At 66.7% G+C, this 16,932-nt stretch carries 15 protein-coding genes and 1 pseudogene; 14 read left to right on the forward strand and 2 right to left on the reverse strand.

Features of this window, described 5'->3' with window-relative positions; genetic code table 11:
• Position 1 precedes the first annotated feature (1 nt).
• The 7 genes from OKW52_RS19265 to OKW52_RS19295 all read left to right on the forward strand — a co-directional run bounded on the left by OKW52_RS19265 (position 2) and on the right by OKW52_RS19295 (position 7,504).
• Complete coding sequence (locus tag OKW52_RS19265) at positions 2 to 1,474, forward strand: aldehyde dehydrogenase family protein (RefSeq protein ID WP_264507139.1); 1,473 nt, start codon at positions 2 to 4, stop codon at positions 1,472 to 1,474.
• Positions 1,474 to 2,235 carry a Rossmann-fold NAD(P)-binding domain-containing protein gene (locus tag OKW52_RS19270; RefSeq protein ID WP_264507140.1) on the forward strand — a complete coding sequence of 254 codons (762 nt, stop codon included), beginning with the start codon at positions 1,474 to 1,476 and terminating at the stop codon, positions 2,233 to 2,235. Before OKW52_RS19265 ends, OKW52_RS19270 begins: the two co-directional genes overlap by 1 nt.
• Positions 2,236 to 2,256: 21 nt before the next feature.
• Positions 2,257 to 3,798: a flotillin family protein gene (locus OKW52_RS19275; RefSeq protein WP_264507141.1), complete on the forward strand. Its 1,542-nt coding sequence runs from the start codon at positions 2,257 to 2,259 to the stop codon at positions 3,796 to 3,798.
• 249 nt (positions 3,799 to 4,047) lie between these two features.
• Positions 4,048 to 4,377, forward strand: a complete 330-nt coding sequence (gene yajC / locus OKW52_RS19280) for a preprotein translocase subunit YajC (protein WP_127105567.1) — start codon at positions 4,048 to 4,050, stop codon at positions 4,375 to 4,377.
• 106 nt (positions 4,378 to 4,483) lie between these two features.
• Positions 4,484 to 6,148, forward strand: coding sequence for a protein translocase subunit SecD (secD, locus tag OKW52_RS19285; RefSeq protein ID WP_264507142.1), 1,665 nt, complete (start codon positions 4,484 to 4,486; stop codon positions 6,146 to 6,148).
• Positions 6,149 to 6,158: 10 nt separating this feature from the next.
• Complete coding sequence (gene secF / locus OKW52_RS19290) at positions 6,159 to 7,133, forward strand: protein translocase subunit SecF (RefSeq protein ID WP_264507143.1); 975 nt, start codon at positions 6,159 to 6,161, stop codon at positions 7,131 to 7,133.
• Positions 7,130 to 7,504 (forward strand): Mth938-like domain-containing protein, encoded by a 375-nt coding sequence (locus OKW52_RS19295; protein ID WP_264507144.1) that lies wholly within the window; start codon positions 7,130 to 7,132, stop codon positions 7,502 to 7,504. The genes secF and OKW52_RS19295 overlap by 4 nt, the downstream gene beginning before the upstream one ends.
• Here OKW52_RS19295 and ygfZ read toward each other — a convergent pair.
• Positions 7,501 to 8,301, reverse strand: coding sequence for a CAF17-like 4Fe-4S cluster assembly/insertion protein YgfZ (gene ygfZ / locus OKW52_RS19300; RefSeq protein WP_406622287.1), 801 nt, complete (start codon positions 8,299 to 8,301; stop codon positions 7,501 to 7,503). The two genes, OKW52_RS19295 and ygfZ, sit on opposite strands and share 4 nt — an antisense overlap.
• A gap of 161 nt (positions 8,302 to 8,462) precedes the next feature.
• Between ygfZ and OKW52_RS19305 the strand changes: the two genes are divergently transcribed.
• The 4 genes from OKW52_RS19305 (at position 8,463) to OKW52_RS19320 (ending at position 11,714) form a co-directional block, all read left to right on the forward strand.
• Positions 8,463 to 9,653 carry a pyridoxal-phosphate-dependent aminotransferase family protein gene (locus OKW52_RS19305; protein ID WP_264507145.1) on the forward strand — a complete coding sequence of 397 codons (1,191 nt, stop codon included), beginning with the start codon at positions 8,463 to 8,465 and terminating at the stop codon, positions 9,651 to 9,653.
• Positions 9,654 to 9,783: 130 nt separating this feature from the next.
• A complete protein-coding gene (locus OKW52_RS19310) occupies positions 9,784 to 10,164 on the forward strand; it encodes a VOC family protein (protein WP_264507146.1) in 381 nt (126 codons plus the stop codon).
• 84 nt (positions 10,165 to 10,248) lie between these two features.
• Positions 10,249 to 10,866, forward strand: coding sequence for a hypothetical protein (locus OKW52_RS19315; RefSeq protein ID WP_264507147.1), 618 nt, complete (start codon positions 10,249 to 10,251; stop codon positions 10,864 to 10,866).
• Entirely contained in the window at positions 10,863 to 11,714 is an 852-nt protein-coding gene (locus tag OKW52_RS19320; protein ID WP_264507148.1) for a hypothetical protein, read from the forward strand. Before OKW52_RS19315 ends, OKW52_RS19320 begins: the two co-directional genes overlap by 4 nt.
• A 2-nt stretch (positions 11,715 to 11,716) precedes the next feature.
• Here the strand turns inward: OKW52_RS19320 and OKW52_RS19325 are convergent, their stop codons facing one another.
• A complete protein-coding gene (locus tag OKW52_RS19325; RefSeq protein ID WP_264507149.1) occupies positions 11,717 to 12,148 on the reverse strand; it encodes an Lrp/AsnC family transcriptional regulator in 432 nt (143 codons plus the stop codon).
• Between the two features lie 160 nt (positions 12,149 to 12,308).
• Between OKW52_RS19325 and OKW52_RS19330 the strand changes: the two are divergent.
• The 3 genes and pseudogenes from OKW52_RS19330 (at position 12,309) to OKW52_RS19340 (ending at position 16,931) form a co-directional block, all read left to right on the forward strand.
• Positions 12,309 to 13,471, forward strand: a pseudogene (locus OKW52_RS19330) (type III PLP-dependent enzyme).
• A 65-nt stretch (positions 13,472 to 13,536) separates the two neighbouring features.
• On the forward strand, positions 13,537 to 15,831 hold the full coding sequence (locus OKW52_RS19335; RefSeq protein ID WP_264507150.1) for a xanthine dehydrogenase family protein molybdopterin-binding subunit: 2,295 nt from the start codon (positions 13,537 to 13,539) through the stop codon (positions 15,829 to 15,831).
• Entirely contained in the window at positions 15,828 to 16,931 is a 1,104-nt protein-coding gene (locus OKW52_RS19340; RefSeq protein WP_264507151.1) for a pyridoxal phosphate-dependent aminotransferase, read from the forward strand. Before OKW52_RS19335 ends, OKW52_RS19340 begins: the two co-directional genes overlap by 4 nt.
• The last annotated feature ends 1 nt before the right edge of the window (position 16,932 follow it).

Consider the following 16,932-nt stretch of genomic DNA (forward strand, 5'->3'; position numbering starts at 1 on the left):
CATGCTCGACGCCCCCGCCACCAAGACCATCCGCGGCCAGTACATCAACGGCCAATGGGTCCGCGCGGCCCGCCATTTTGCCGACATCAACCCCTCGACCGGCGCGCTGTTTGCCGAAGCCCCTGACGGCACCCGCAGCGACGCCCGCGCGGCCATCGAAGCCGCCCATGCCGCCTTCCCCGCCTGGGCCGAGATGAAATTCACCGAGCGCGCGCATCTGCTCAACAAGATCAGCGACATCTGGGAACGCCGCGCGCCCGAGTTCATCGCCTGCGCGCAGGCCGAGGGTGGCGGTTGGTACGGCAAGGGCGCGTTCGAGGCCCATTACGTCACCGAGGTTTTCCGCTCCGCCGCCGCCATCTGCTACCAACCGCTGGGTGAGGTGCTGCCGTCCGAATACGGCAAGGTCTCGACCGGCGTGCGCTATCCGATGGGCGTGATCTCGGTGATCAGCCCATGGAACTTCCCCGGCGTCCTGACCGCGCGCGGCTTCGCCTTCGCGCTGGCCGCGGGCAACACCATCGTGCTCAAACCCTCCGAGGACACCCCGTGGATCGGCGGCCTCTACTTCGCCGAGATCATGGAAGAGGCCCGCGTCCCCGCCGGCGTCTTCAACGTTGTCACCTGCGCGCGCGAAGGCGTCGCCGCGATGGGCGATGAGCTGATCGAGCACCCCTATGTCAAAGGTATCTCCTTCACCGGCTCCACCCCCGTCGGCCGCGCCATCGCCGCCAAGGCGGGCGCGCATCTCAAGAAGGCCTGTGTGGAACTGGGCGGCAAGGACAGCCTGATCATCCTCGACGACGCCGACCTTGACCGCGCCGCCCAAGCCGCCAATTTCGGCAGCTTCATGCATCAGGGCCAGATCTGCATGAGTGTTGAAAAAGTGCTGGTGCATGAAAAAGTATACGCCGAATTCCTGCCCAAATTCGCCGAACGTGCCGCAAAACTGAAAGTCGGTGACAGCGCCGATCCGTCCAACGTCATCGGCCCCTTGATCAACGACCGCCAGGTCGCCCGCGTCAAAGCCCAGCTTGATGACGCCATCGCCAAGGGGGCCAAGGTCGTCACCGGCGGCAAGATCACCGGTCGCTTTGTCGAGCCGACGCTGCTCACCGGCGTCACCCCCGACATGCTGATCTACCGCGACGAGACCTTCGGCCCCGTCGTCCCGGTCATCCCCTTCCGCACCGATGACGAGGCCATCGCCCTCAACAACGACACCGAATACGGCCTCTCCGCCGGTATCTTCAGCCGCGACGAAGCCCGCGCGCTGGCCATGTCCAAACGGCTGGAAACCGGCATGTGCCACATCAACTGCACCTCGGTGAATGACGAACCGCACGTCCCCTTCGGCGGCTCCAAAGCCTCGGGGCTTGGCCGTCACGGTGGCCGCTGGTCAATAGAGACCTTCACCGAAACCCGCTGGATCACCCTTGATCGCGGCGGCCGTCCCTACCCGCCGGTCTTCTGATGCCCGACCTGCCCCGCCTCCTGCACAACCGCCGCATCGCCGTGCTCGGCTCGGGCCACGGCCTTGGCCGCGCCGTCGCCCGCGCCGCGCAGGCAGCGGGGGCCGAGGTGCTGGGCATCGACTCCGACGCCCGCTTTGACCACATTGACGCCCTCTACCGCACCGACCTCAGCGACCCCGCCGCGATGGATGCCGTCGCGCAGGCGCTGCCACAGGGCCTCGACGGCCTCGCCCTCTTCCCTGTCATCCTTGAAACCGACCCCGCCACCCAGCTCGCGCAAGCCCTCGCCGCCCCCAAGCGCCTGGCCGAAGCCCTCGCGCCCAAACTCGCCCCCGGCGGCGCCATCCTCGCCCGCGCCGCGCCCCGCCACGCCGACTGGCCCCGCGCGCTCGACATGATCCGCGCCGCCGCCGCCCTGCGCCCGGGCGAGGCCGACGATTTCGCAACCCGCTGGGCCCTGCAGGCCGAAGCCATCGACACCCCCCGCCTGATCGGCTGGGCCATGCTCGCCTGGACCCTCACCCATTGCCACAGCTGGCCCGGCATCCGCGTCAACGCCCTGACCCCCGCCAGTCCCGACGGCCACCTGCCGCCCGCCCTCACCGTCGCCAGCGGCCTCGACGCGGCCCAAGGCCCCGCCCTCGCCGCGCAGGCCGCCGTCTTTTTGCTGTCCGGCCTCTCGGCGGGCCTGACAGGCGCCACACTCGCCGCCGATGCCGGGCTCTCCGCCCAGATACAATCGCGTCTCGAAGGGCTGTAAGCCCCCGGAAAGGAACATCAGATGAGCACCATCTTCTGGATCATCGCCCTGATCATCGTGCTGGCCGCCCTCATCGCGCTGGCCGCCGCCTTCTACCAGCGGGGCACCAACGCGATCAGCCTCGTGCGCACCGGCATCGGCGGGCGCAAGATCGTGATCGACGGCGGGATGCTGGCGCTGCCCTGGTTCCACGAGGTCGCGCGCGTCAACATGCAGACCCTGCGCCTGCATCTGGACCGCCGCGCCGATCAGTCGCTGATCACCCGCGACCGGATGCGCGTCGATGTCGGCGCGGAATTCTACCTCTCTGTCCCGCCCGATGAAGCCTCGATCGCCCGCGCAGCCCAGACCCTTGGCCGGCGCAGCTTTCAACCCGACGAGCTGCGCGCGCTGATCGAGGGCATGTTCGTCGACGCCCTGCGCGCCGTCGCCGCCCGCCACACAATGGACGAGCTGCACGAGGGCCGCGCCGAATTCGTCGCCGCCGTGCGCAGCGCGCTGGCCGAGCCGATCACCCGCTACGGGCTGCAACTGGACTCTGTCTCGCTCACCGCGCTGGACCAGACCCCGTTCTCCGCCCTCGATGAAAACAACGCCTTCAACGCCGTCGGCCTGCGCAAACTGGCCGAGGTCGTGGCGCAATCAAAGAAAGAGCGCGCCGAGATCGAAGGCGACACCGCCGTTTCGGTGCGCCGCGCCGCGATGGAGGCATCCCGCCGCAAGATGGAGATCGACCTCGAGGAACGCCGCGCCGAAATCTCGCAGGCCCAGCAGATCGAATCCCTGATGGCCACCCAACTGGCCGAGGTCGCCCGCGCCAAGGCCGATGCCGAACGCTCTGCCGCGCAGTCGCGCATCCAGATGGAACAGCAGATCCAGACCGCCGATATCGCCCGCGAACAGGCGATCCGCGAGGCTGAAATCCTGCGCGCCCGCGCGCTGGAAATCGCCGAACAGGACCGCGCCGTGCAGGTGCTGGCGAAAAGCCAGGAGGAAAGCCGCGCGCAGGCCGAGGCCGATCTGGCCCGCGCCGACGCGGTGCGCGCGCACGAATCCATCGAGACCGCCCGCGCCGGGGCCGAGGCCGAACGCCGCCGCGACCTTGGCGTCATCGCCGCCGAAGCCGAGGCCGCCGCCAGCGCCCGCCGGGCCGAAATCGCCGCAGACTCGGGCCGCAAGGTGGCCGCGGACCGGCTCGAGACCGCCAAGCTGGACGCTCAGGCCAGCCTCGCCCAACGCCACGCCGAGGCCGAGGCGCTCACTGCCCGCATCGCCGCCGAAAACACCCGCTCGGACGCCAGCCTCGCCCATGCTGTCGAACTGGCCCGCCTCGAAGCCTTGCCCAAAACATTGGGTGAGATGATGAAGCCGGTCGAAAAGATCAAGGAAATCAACATCCATCAGGTCGGCACGGTCGAGGGCTCGCGCGGGGCCATCCTGCAGGCGCTGGAAGGCGTGCTCGATCAGGCGGTCAGCGCCCCCAACCTGCACCGGGTCCTTGACCGCCTCACCGACGACATCCGCCACGGTGACGTGGACCGCAAACGCCGCCGCGACGACTGACCATATCATCTGTCCCTCAATATCCCGGGGGCGGGCCGGCACGGCCCGGCGGGGGCAGCGCCCCCGAGCGGCGGGCGACCCCCTCGATGGGGGTCGCCCGCCGCCGCCCCCTTCACCGGCAAACACGCGCCTGTCATCGCGCTTTTTCGCCTCACCCCTCTCGCTTGAACTCACATCAGCCCCCATATAGGGTGCGCGCGACCTGACGTCGGGGGCTATCCCCGGCCCGATGATGACCCGAGGAGCCCCATGTTCATCACCCCTGCCTTCGCCCAGACCGCCGGCGCTGCCGGTGCCGGTAGCCTGATTTCGTCACTCGTCCCCTTTGTCCTGATTTTCGGGATCATGTGGTTCTTGCTGATCCGTCCGCAGCAAAAAAAGGTCAAAGAGCATCGCGCGATGGTCGACGCCCTGCGTCGCGGCGATCAGGTGATCACGGCTGGCGGCCTGATCGGCAAGGTTGCCAAGGTCAAGGAAGACGGTGAAGTCGAAGTCGAGATCGCCGAAGGCGTGAAAGTCCGCGTCGTGCGCTCGACCATCACCACCGTGATGTCCAAGAGCGAACCGGCAGCCAGCTGATATCGCCTTCTGCGGTCGCGGCGCACCTCTCGTGCCGCGGCCCTGACCGGGCGCGCAATGCGCCCTTCCCGGCCCCCATTGCCCGGCTCCATCGCAAGGCCTCACCATGCTGCAAGTCTCCCTGTGGAAGCGCGCGCTGATCATTCTGATCTGTCTGGGCGCTGCCGTCTTCGCTGCGCCCAACCTGTTCTACGATCAGGTCGAGCGCCATAACGATGCCGTCGCGACGATCGAGGCCGGCACCTCGACCCCCGAACTGGAAGCCGAGCGCGCGCTTTGGCCCGACTGGCTGCCCTCGGATCTGGTCAACCTCGGCCTCGATCTGCGCGGCGGCGCGCATCTGCTGGCCGAAGTTCAGGTTTCGGATGTCTACGCCGACCGAATCGACGCCCTCTGGCCCGAGGTCCGCGACCTGTTGCGCGCCGAGCGTGCCACCGTCGGCGGTGTCCGCCGCATGGCCTCGGACGATCCGGGCGTCCTGCGCATCGCCATCGGCAATGCCGAGGCCCTGCCGCAAGCGCTCGAAACCGTGCGCACCCTGTCACAACCCATGCAGACGCTGACCGGCATCGGCCAGCAGGATCTCGATATCCACCTCGATGGCAACGAGATCGTCATAACCCTGTCCGAGGCCGAGCGTCTGGCCACCGACGACCGCACCATGCGCCAGTCGCTGGAAATCATCCGCCGCCGCGTCGATGAAGTCGGCACGCGCGAGCCGACGATCCTGCGTCAGGGCACCGACCGCATCCTGATCCAGGTGCCCGGCATCGGCTCGGCAGACGAACTCAAGTCGCTGATCGGAACCACGGCACGCCTGACGTTCCACCCGGTCGTGCGTACCACCTCGAACGCGAACGAAGCCCCCGGTCCCCGTCAGGTGATCTACCCGTCGATGGACCAGCAGGGCGTCTACTACCTTCTGGAACAAACCCCCGTCGTCAACGGCGAACAGCTGACCGACGCACAACCGACCTTCGACCAGAACGGCCGTCCTGCGGTCAGCTTCCGCTTCAACCCGGCAGGTGCACGGGCCTTCGGGCTCTATACCGCGGAAAACATCGGCAGCCCCTTCGCCATTGTGCTGGATAACGAAGTCATCTCGGCCCCGGTCATTCAGTCGCATATCTCGGGCGGCTCGGGCATCATCACCGGGCGCTTCACCGTCGAGGAAAGCACCAATCTTTCGGTCCTGCTGCGCGCCGGTGCCCTGCCCGCCGAGATGACCTTCCTTGAAGAGCGCACCATCGGCCCCGAACTGGGTCAGGACAGCGTCGACGCCGGCAAGATCGCTGCGATCATCGCCATGGTCACGGTGCTGCTGTACATGGGCCTCAGCTATGGCCTGTTCGGCTGGATCGCCAATATCGCCCTGCTGTTCAACATCATGATGATCTTCGCGGTGCTGTCTTTGATCGGCGGCACGCTGACACTGCCGGGCATCGCCGGGATCGTGCTGACCATCGGGATGGCCGTGGATGCCAACGTGCTCATCTTCGAGCGGATCCGCGAAGAGCTGCGCACGGCGCGCGGCCCGGCACGGGCCATCGAGCTGGGCTATGAAAAGGCGATGTCGGCCATTCTGGACGCCAACATCACCACCTTCATCACTGCCGCGATCCTCTTTGCGCTGGGCTCCGGCCCGGTCCGCGGCTTCGCCATCACCTTGGGACTGGGGATCATCACCTCGGTCTTCTCGGCGATCTTTGTGACGCGCCTGATCATCATCTGGTGGTTCGAGCGTCGCCGTCCCAAGACGATGACCCTGTAAGGATCGACCCATGTTCCGGCTGAAAATCGTTCCTGACGATACCAACATCAACTTCATGGGGCCGTGGAAGTTTACCTTCGGCCTGTCTGTCATGCTCATGGCTGCGTCTGTCGCCGTGTTCTTCGCGATCGGGCTGAACTTCGGCATCGACTTCCGCGGCGGCACCTCGATCCGCACCGAGGGCACGCAGACCGTCGATATCGGCGCCTACCGCGAGGCGCTGGCCCCGATGGGTCTTGGCGATATCGCCATCACGCAGGTCTTTGACCCCACCTATGGGCCAGAGCGGAACGTGGCAATGATCCGCATTCAGGCACAGGGTGACACCGAATCCGTCACACCCGAGATCCTCAACCAGGTTGAAACCTCGCTGCAAACCTACGATTCGACGCTGCGTTTCACCTCGGTGGAATCGGTCGGACCCAAGGTTTCGGGCGAGCTGGTCCAAGAGGCGATCCTGGCCGTCGGTGCGGCGCTGGCAGCGGTACTGATCTATATCTGGCTGCGGTTCGAATGGCAGTTCGCGCTGGGGGCCGTGGCGGCACTGGTGCATGACATCACGCTGACCATCGGCGTCTTTGTGGTGCTGCAGCTGCGCTTTGATCTGGCGATCATCGCAGCCCTGCTGACCATCGTCGGCTATTCACTCAACGACACGGTGGTCGTGTTCGACCGGATGCGCGAGAACTTCATCAAGTTCAAGAAACGCGACGTGCTCGACGTGATGAACCTGTCGCTGAACGAAACCCTGACCCGCACCTTGATGACCTCGTTCACCACCCTGATCGCGCTGATCGCCCTGTTTGTGCTGGGCGGCGATGTGATCCGTGGCTTTGTGTTTGCCATGATCTGGGGCGTTGTTGTCGGGACGTGGTCGTCGGTCTACGTGGCCGCCGTCATCGTCAAATACCTTGGCGTCAAGCGCAACTGGGACAAGGGCGGCGACAAGGCCGGCACGCAGTTCACCACCTCGGACGCGAAATGAAACTGACCGAGATCGACTTTGGCGCCGCCCAACCCATCGAGGGTTATGGCCCCGGATTTTTCCGGCTGGGCGGCGTTGTCCACCCTGCCCCGGTACTCTTTGTACCGGGACAGGTGGTTACATGGGGCGGCTTTGACGACATCGACGCCTTGCTGCCGCTGGCCGATCAGGTCGATGTGCTGTTCATCGGCACCGGTCGCGACATTGGCCACATCCCGGCCGCGCTGCGTGACACGCTCGAAGCCGCCGGACTGGGGGTCGAGGTCATGTCCTCACCTGCTGCCTGCCGCACCTATAATGTCCTGCTGTCCGAGGGCCGGCGCGTCGCCATCGCCCTTCTGCCCGTAGGCGAGGCCGAGGCCGAGGCCTAAGCCTCGCCGCTCACGCTGACCGCGACGCCGTCAGCGGTCAGCGGCCCGCCGATCCGGTCCATCCGCACCAGCGCCAGCCCCTGCCCGCCCGCCTGCGTGTAGAGCACACCGGCCTCGCGCCCGTCTTCCATCAGCATGGGCGTGCCCATGGGCACCGCCCCCGCGACCTGCACCGCCACCAACCCCCGGCGCAGCGTCGTCTTGTGGTGCATCCGCGCGGTGACCTCCTGGCCGACGTAGCAGCCCTTGCGGAAATCGACGCCGTGCAGGCGCTCGAACCCCAACTCCAGAATGAAACTGTCACCCGGCACCAGCTCGGCCCCCGTCTCGGGCACCAGCGCCGCGATGCGCCGCGCGTCCCAATCGACCGCCTCCCCCTGCGTCAGCGCCTGCCCATAAAGCCGCCAGCCCAGCGCCGCATCGCGCGGATCGGCCAGCGCACCCTCAGGCGCAGGACCGATCCCGCGCGTTACCGGCATCTCGACCCGGTCAACCACCACTTTCGAGCGCAGCTTGAACATCGTCAGCCGCCGCGCCAGATCGTCGGCCAGATCCTCGGCCACGTCGATCAGCACCGCGTCGGGCTGCGCCACCAGCAGAAAATCGGCGATCAGCTTGCCCTGCGGCGTCAGCAGCGCGCCGTAGCCGATGCCATCGCGCACCACGCGGCCCATGTCCTGCGTGACCAACCCCTGCAGATACTTCACCCGATCCTCGCCGGTCACGCGCAACTGGGCGCGGCCCGCGACGGGGGCACAGCGGGTCTCAGGGTTCAGCACAGGTGTCATTTCGGGCATGTCAGTCCTCCTTGGCCGCAAAGATATAGGCCCCGCCCCAGCCCTTGCACACCCCTTGACGCAGCGCCGTATTGCGCGTCGATCGCATCGCGTCGCATTGACGCGTCTCAACGCCGCACCTAGGATCCGCCACCTTAGTGCACACGTTCAGGAGTCGCCCCATGTCTCTCGCCAATGGCCGTCAATATCTGGCCATTCCCGGCCCTTCGGTCATGCCTGACCGCGTCCTCAACGCCATGCACAAAGCGGCCCCCAACATCTATGAGGGCGAGTTGACCGAGATGGTCGGCGGCCTGCGCGATGACCTCAAGGCCGTCGCCCGCACACGCCAGAACCTTGCCATCTATATCGGCAACGGCCATGCCACCTGGGAAGCCGCCAACGCCAACACCTTCAGCCGGGGCGATACCGCCATCGTGCTGGCCACCGGCCGCTTCGGCCACGGCTGGGCCGAGAACGCCCGCCAGCTGGGCGTGACCACTGCCGTCACCGATTTCGGCAAGGCCTCCCCCATCGACCTTGAGCGTGCCGAGGCCGCCCTGCGCGCCAACCCCGACGCCCGCGCCGTGATGGTCACCCACATGGACACCGCCACCTCGGTGCGCAACGACGTGGCCATGGTGCGCAAGCTGATGGACGATCTGGGTCATCCCGGCCTGCTGATGGTCGATTGCATTGCCAGCCTCGCCTGCGACCAGTTCGAGATGGACGACTGGGGCGTCGATGTGATGATCGCCGCCAGCCAGAAGGGCCTGATGACCCCGCCGGGGCTGGGCTTTGTGTTCTTCTCGGACAAGGCCAAGGCTGCGGGCAAATCCTCGGACCTGCGCTCGCCCTACTGGGACTGGACGCCGCGCAATGAGGCGCAGTTCTTTTATGAAAACTGGTATGGCACCGCGCCGACGCACCACCTGCTTGGCCTGCGCGAAGCGCTAACCATGCTGCACGAGGAAGGCATCCAGAACGTCTGGGCACGGCACACAAAGCTTGCCTCTGCCGTCTGGGCCGCTGCCGAGGCGTGGGGCACCGAGGGTGCCTTCCGTCTTAACATCGCCGACCCTGCGCACCGGGGTCATTCCGTGACGGCCGTGCGGCTCTCGGGCGATGACGGCACCCGCCTGCGCCGCTGGACCGAATTCGAGGCCGGCGTGACGCTGGGCATCGGCCTTGGCATGACCGAGCCGGGCGAGCCGGGGGCGGATGCCTTCTTCCGCATCGCGCATATGGGCCACGTCAACGCCCATATGACGCTGGGCGCGCTGGCGGTGATCGACACCGGCATGAAGGTTCTGGGCATCCCCCACGGCCCCGGCGCGCTGGACGCCGCCGCCGCCGCTCTGGCCAGCGCCTGAGCGATCCGGCGCGGCAGCCACCCTGCCGCGCCGAAATCGCCTTTGCCAAAGGTCGTGGGCTGCGAGAAACTGACCCGGTCCCGGTTACGGGAATCGTCACCTGTGTGACTGTGCGCAAAGGAACCGACCGATGGAACCTTGGAAGCCGACGTCCTATCCTTCCCTGAGCCCCTACCTGATCGCCTCGGACGCCGAGGCCCTGATCGCCTTTATCGAGACCGCCTTTGACGGCACGCTCTTGCGCCGCTTTGACCGCGACGATGGCTCGCTGATGCATGCCGAGGTCAAGGTTGACGACAGCGTGGTGATGATCGGCGGCGGTGCAACCGACGTTCAGGCGTCGGCCCCCCATCTGCACCTCTATGTCGCCAACGCCGCCGCCGTCTTCGCCCGCGCTGTTGCCGCCGGCGCCACGGTGGTGCAGCAACCCCAGCGCCGATCAGACGGCGACGATCTGCGCGGCGGTGTGCGCGACCCGTCTGGCGCGACGTGGTGGATCGCATCGCAATAGCCGGGCGCGGGATTGAACCGACTCAGGATCTGCGCCGAGCCTATGAAGCGGGCCATTCCAGCCCGCGCCGCATCGGAGTTGCCAATGCCCACCCCATCCCTGCCCCGGCGCGTCTGGACCAGCCGGACCACCCTTGGCTTTGCGCTGATGTTCCTGATCGTCGCGGCCATCATGGTCCCGCTTGCGTTGTTCCGGATGAAGGACGCAAACCTGCCGGACCGCGACATGACGACCCACCACCGCAACACCGGCGCGACTCCCCACAGCTCTCACCTGACTGTGCGTTTCACCGACGCCCAGAGCGTTTCTCGCACCGCGCGCCCTCCAGTCTCGCTCAGTGACGACAACCGCACGACCATCGGCTCGGCCATGACGCTGCGCCACGCGGGTTCGGACCCGACGGTCAGTGCATTCGAGGCGGGCAAAACACGCCCGCACAGCCTGCTGATCGGCATCGTCGGGGCGATTTCCGGCGCGGTCTCAGGGGTGTTTGCCTGGGCGCTGGCCCGATCCTTGGGTTCACAGCGCCGCGCCGCGCGGATCGGCGAGCGCCGCATGGCGCAGGTCACCGAGCGGGTGCGCAACGGCAAGACGCGCTCGAAATACCATTTCGTCCATTGGCAGGCTGGCGACCTCAACGGCAGGTCCATGGCCCAACACGACCCGCGCACCGGACGCGGCTGGTGGGAGGGCGCGTATTGAGCCCGCTCTTGCGCCTCGCCACCCGCACGTCGCTCGGCCAGCCGGTCGCGCTGGCCGTGCTCGCGCTCGCTCTCGCCCGTACACCGGCCATTCCGATCAACGGCGGCCCCGGCGTCACGCTCGCCCCGTGGCTGCTGGCCCTCGCAGCCGCCCTTGCCCTCTGGCGGCTGCGTCACGCCCGCTCGATGGCCCGCGCGCTGACCAGCGGCCAGACGACCACCGCCACGGTCACCGATACCCCCGGCCCCCGCCTCAGCTGGACCGACGCCACCGGCACCCAAGGCCGTAGCCTGCGCCGCCGGCCCGGTGACTGGCGGCCCCCCGCCGGGCAGCGCATCACCCTGCTGATCGACCCCAGGACGGGCAAAGCGTGGTGGGAGGGCGATCTGCCCGGCGATCTGCTCACCACCGACCTGCCCCGCCACCCCGACGCGCCGCAAATCCCGTGGAGCCGCCTTGTTGAAAACCCCTTCGCCTGGCTGACCGGGGCTTTCGTGCTCTTCGCGCTGTTGCTGACCCTGGCCCTGCAACGCGGTGATGGTCCGCAACTCGGCTGGATCATCCTCGGCCTGCTCGGCCTCACCGCCTGGACCGCGCCCAAGGCCGCCGATGACATCATGGCAATGAACCGCGCCGCCCGGCGCGGCGCGCGGCTGTCAGCCAAGGTCACCGGCCATACCGCCACCGGCAACAACCGCCACCACCAGATGCTCTGGACAACCAGGCAAGGCCACCGCGGCGAGACGCGCCCCAGCCAAGGCAAACTCCCCAACCCCGGCGCCAGCATCCGTGTCTATATCGACCCGGTCTCCCGGCGCGGGTTCTGGAGCGGCGACTACCCCGGGTGATGTCAGGCGATCCGGTCGATCCGCGTCGTCAGATGGATCAGACTTTCGGACGAACGCACGCCGGGCAAGGCTCCGATGCCGTCCAGAACCGAATCAAGCTGCTCGGTCGTTGCCGCCGCGACCTGCAACAACAGGTCGAATCGGCCCGACGTGGTGAACGCCCGCTCGACCTCGGGAATCGCGCGCAGCCGGGTCAGGATCGACGCCTGATTGCGCGGCTCAATCGACACCAGAATCGACGCGCGAATGCGGGGCCGCTCGGCACTTTGGCCCAATTTCAGTGTATATCCGACAATCGCGCCCGTGGCCTCCAGCCGCTCGAGCCGCGACTGAACCGTGGTGCGCGCCACCTTCAGCTTGCGCGCCAGCGTCGCCAGCGGCTGACGCGCATCAGCGGTCAAAAGAGCGATCAGCGCCCGGTCGAGGTCATCCATGGCACCACCCGTCATTCTGCCGAAAGTTTCGTCATATTAACGACCCCACTCAGCGATTCAATTCTTTTGATTGGTGGGTTTTCATCCTATTTGCGCCATCCTGTCCTATAGTGCCGGAGGTGGTCCGGACACGATGAACAGCGAGGCGAAAGGTTACGCCATGGGTTTTTCCGAAAGCATCTGGTCCGATCCGGTCGAATATCTCCGCTCGGTGAACCCGAACGACCCGGTGATGTTCCTGTCGCCGGCTGCCCTGCAAACGCAGGCACAGCGCTTCCTCGACGGGTTTCCCGGTCTGGTGACCTATGCCGTCAAATCCAACCCTGACGAAGCGGTGGTCGACAACCTCGCGGCGGCCGGTGTGTCGGGTTTCGACGTCGCCTCGCCCGAGGAAATCGCCATGATCCGCCGCCTCGTCCCCGACGCGGCCCTGCATTACAACAACCCGGTTCGTGCCAAGCACGAGATCGTCTTTGCCGTTGGCCGCGATGTGGCCAGCTACTCGGTCGATCTCGCTCAGCGAACTGGACAAGCTGTTCGCGCTGGTTCCCACCCACCGCGAGAACGGCGAGCGTGTCGAGATCACCGCGCGCTACAAGCTGCCCGTCGCCGGTGCCGCCTATGACTTCGGTGCGAAATTCGGCGCGACCGAGGAACTGGCGACCGAGATCCTCACCCGCGTCGCAGCGGCAGGCTATACCCCGTCGCTGACCTTCCACCCGGGCACGCAATGCGTCGATCCGCAGGCATGGGACGCCTATATCCGCGCCGCCAAGCGTATCAGCGATGGCGCTGGCGTGCGCATCCACCGTCTGAACGTCGGCGGCGGTTTCCCGTCGCACCGCGTGCAGGCGATTGTCCCCTCGCTCGACGCGATCTTCCACCTGATCGGTCGCGTGACCGAGGAAGCCTTTGGCGAAGACGCCCCGGCGCTGGTCTGTGAACCCGGTCGCGCGCTGGTCGCCGATCTCGATGGCGCTGGCCACCCGCATCAAGGGTCTGCGCGATGACAACCACGTCTTCCTGAACGATGGCGTTTACGGCGCCTTCTCGGAACTGCCGCTGATGGGCGCGATGGACCGCATCACCGCCTGGTCACCCGAGGGCGTGCAGCGCGACGGTGACACCCGCCGCCGCACCGTTTTTGGCCCGACTTGCGATTCGGTTGACCGCCTGCCGGGCGAAACCCCGCTGCCGTCGGACATCGAAGAGGGCGACTACCTGCTGGTTCAGGGCATGGGCGCCTATTCCGTCGCCACCAACACCCGCTTCAACGGCTTCGGCGCGCTGGCGGTTCACATGGTGATGGACCTCACCGTCTGATCATCGGCCCTTGTCCTCGCGGCGCTGGGGGTTATCCTCACGCCGCGAGCAGACAGGGGAACATCATGCGGGCATTCGGACAATCTCAAGGCGTCAAGCGTCGCGAAGATCTGCGGTTTCTGACCGGGACCGGTCAGTACATGGCTGACCTGCACCCCGAAGGCCTGCTGCAAGCGGTCTTCCTGCGCTCTCCCGTCGCGCATGGGGTGATCCGCAAGATCGACACCACCGACGCCGCCGAGATGCCGGGCGTTCTGGCAATCCTCACCGTTGAAGACCTCAAGGCCGCCGGTGTGACCGAGGGCCTCTGGGCCGCCGTCTCGACCGACCGGCGCGGCCTCAAAGGCGCGGTTACTTACCGCCCCATTCTGGCCGACGGCGTGATGCGCCACATGGGCGAACCGGTCGCGATCATCATCGCCGAGACGCGCGAACAAGGCCTCGACGCCGCCGAAGTGATCGAACTGGACTACGACGAGAAACCGGCCCATCTGGCCCTGCACACCGGCGGCCCGCTGGTGCATGACGAAGTGGCCGACAACCTGCCCGTCGACTGGCATCTGGGCGATACCGACGCCGTCACCGCCGCCTTTGCCAAGGCCGCGCGGGTCAGCAAACTGTCGGTACGCCAGAACCGCGTCGCCGTGGTCAGCATGGAACCGCGCGCAGCACTGGCCGACTGGGACGGCGAACGCCTGCACTTCGCTTTCAACGGTCAGGGCGTGTGGACCCACAAGCGCGAACTGGCCCGCGTGCTGGGGCTGGATGCCGCAAACGTGCAGGTCACCACGCCCGATGTCGGCGGCGGCTTTGGCATGAAAACCATGCTCTACCCCGAACAATTCGCGCTGGCCCAAGCCGCGCGGGTGCTGGGTCGCCCGATTGCGTGGGTCTCTGACCGGGCCGAGGCGATGCTGTCGGACAACGGCGCGCGCGATCTGGAAAGCGTCGCCGAACTGGCCTTTGACGACACCAACAAGATCCTCGCCTACCGCGTCACCACCCGCTCGAACCTTGGGGCCTATAACTCGATGTTCGGTCAGAACATCCAGTCCGAACTGTTCTCCAAGGTGCTGACCGGCGTTTATGACATCCCCTGCGCCACGCTCGATGTGCAGGGCATCTACACCCACACCACCCCCGTCGATGCCTATCGCGGTGCTGGCCGGCCCGAGGCGATCACGCTGCTGGAACGCGCCATGGACAATGCCGCGCGCGAACTGGGCGTCTCGCCCTTCGAGCTGCGCGCGCGCAATTTCATCGCGCCCGACAACTTCCCCTACACCACCCCGTCCGAGGTCACCTATGACGTCGGCGACTTTGCCCGCGTGCTCAATCGCGCGCACGAGTTGGGCGATGTCGCAGGCTTCGCTGCCCGCCGCAAAGCCAGCGCGGCCAAAGGCCTGCTGCGCGGCATGGGGCTGAGCTATTACATCGAATCCATTCTGGGCGACGATACCGAAGGCGCGACCGTCGAATTCACCGACGAAGGCCGCGTGAATCTGTATGTCGGCACCCAGTCGAACGGTCAGGGCCATGAAACCGTTTATGCGCAATACCTGTCCGACCTGACCGGCCTGCCCTTCGATCTGATCGACGTGGTGCAGGGTGACAGCGACCGCATCGCGCGCGGCGGCGGCACCGGCGGCTCGCGCTCGGTCACCGTGCAGTCGGTGGCGACGCATGGCACCGCCGAGGCGATGGTCGCCGCTTTCTCGACCTTCCTTGAGGAAGAGATTGAGGCGACGCCTTTCACTTTCGACGATGGCATCTTCTCGGCCCCCGGCTCGAACCAACGCCTCACCCTGCTCGAAGCCGCCGATCTGGCCCGCGCCAAGGGTCGCAAAGACCTGCTCAAGCACGAAAAACGCACCAAGCTCGAAGGCCGCTCGTTCCCCAACGGCGCGCATATCTGCGAGGTCGAGATCGACCCCGAAACCGGCGCGCTGGTCATGGACCGCTACCTTGCCGTTGATGACCTTGGCACCTTGATGCACCCGCAACTGGCCGAAGGTCAGGTCCACGGCGGCATCGCGCAGGGCTTTGGACAGGCGATCATCGAAGATACGCAGTTTGATGAGGACGGCCAGCTGCTGACCGGCAGCTTCATGGATTACGCCATGCCCCGCGCCAGCGACTTCCCGGCGATCCGCTTTCACAGCGAACCCACGCCGTCGAAAAACAACCCGATCGGCATGAAGGGCTGCGGCGAGGCGGGCACCGTCGCCGCGCTCTCGGCGGTCAGCAACGCCACGCTCGATGCGCTCTGGGATCAGGGCGTCCACCATATTGACATGCCGATGACCCCGCAACGCATCTGGGGCTGGCTGCAAGACGCACAGAAAGTCGCCGCTGAATGAGCCCGCGCTACACCCGGCTGGTTGATAGCCTGCCTGCCACCGTGCCCTTCGTCGGCCCGGAAACCAACGAACGTGCCCGCGGCGCGGTCTTTGACGCGCGGCTCGGGGCCAATGAGAACGGCTTTGGTCCCTCACCCCGCGCGATTGCCGCGATGTCGGCGGCCTCGGCCGGGCAATGGATGTATGGCGATCCCGAAAACTTCGATCTGAAACAGACGATTGCCGCCAGGATGGGCGTCACACCCGCGCATGTGATTGTCGGTGAAGGCATCGACGGGTTGCTCGGCTACCTCGCCCGCCTGCTGATCGAACAGGGCGATCCGGTCGTGACCTCGGATGGCGCTTACCCCACCTTCAACTACCACATCGCGGGCTTCGGCGGCGTGCTGCACAAGGTGCCGTACCTTGGCGACCACGAAGACCCGACCGCGCTGATCCACCGCGCCCGCGAGGTGAACGCCAAGCTGATCTACCTTGCCAATCCTGACAACCCGATGGGCAGCTGGCACAGCGCCTCGGTGATCGAAACCATGATCGCGCAGGTGCCGGACGGCAGCCTGCTGGCGCTTGATGAGGCGTATATCGAATTTGCCCCCACAGGCACCGCCCCCAGCATCGACCCCGACGACCCCCGCGTCATCCGCTTTCGCACCTTTTCAAAGGGCTATGGCATGGCCGGGGCCCGCGTCGCCTATGCCATCGCCGCGCCAGGGCTGATCGCGGCGTTTGACAAGGTGCGCAACCATTTCGGCATGAACCGCGCCGCGCAGATCGGCGCGCTGGCCGCGCTGCAGGACGACGCCTATCTGGCGCAGACCGTCGCCAAGGTCGCCCGCGCCCACGCCCGTCTCAACGCCATTGCCGCCGAGAACGGGCTGCGCGCCCTGCCCTCAGCGACGAATTTCGTCACCATCGACTGCGGCAAGGATGGCGATTTCGCCCGCAAGGTGCTGGCCGGGGTGGTGAAACGCGGCGTGTTCATCCGCATGCCCTTTGTGGCGCCGCACGACCGCTGCATCCGCGTCAGCGCCGGGCCGGACGCCCAGCTTGACGCCTTTGCCGCCGCGCTGCCGCTGGCGCTGGCCGAGGCGCGCGGCTGAT

It is taken from the genome of Pararhodobacter zhoushanensis (assembly GCF_025949695.1).
Classification (GTDB): domain Bacteria; phylum Pseudomonadota; class Alphaproteobacteria; order Rhodobacterales; family Rhodobacteraceae; genus Pararhodobacter; species Pararhodobacter zhoushanensis_A.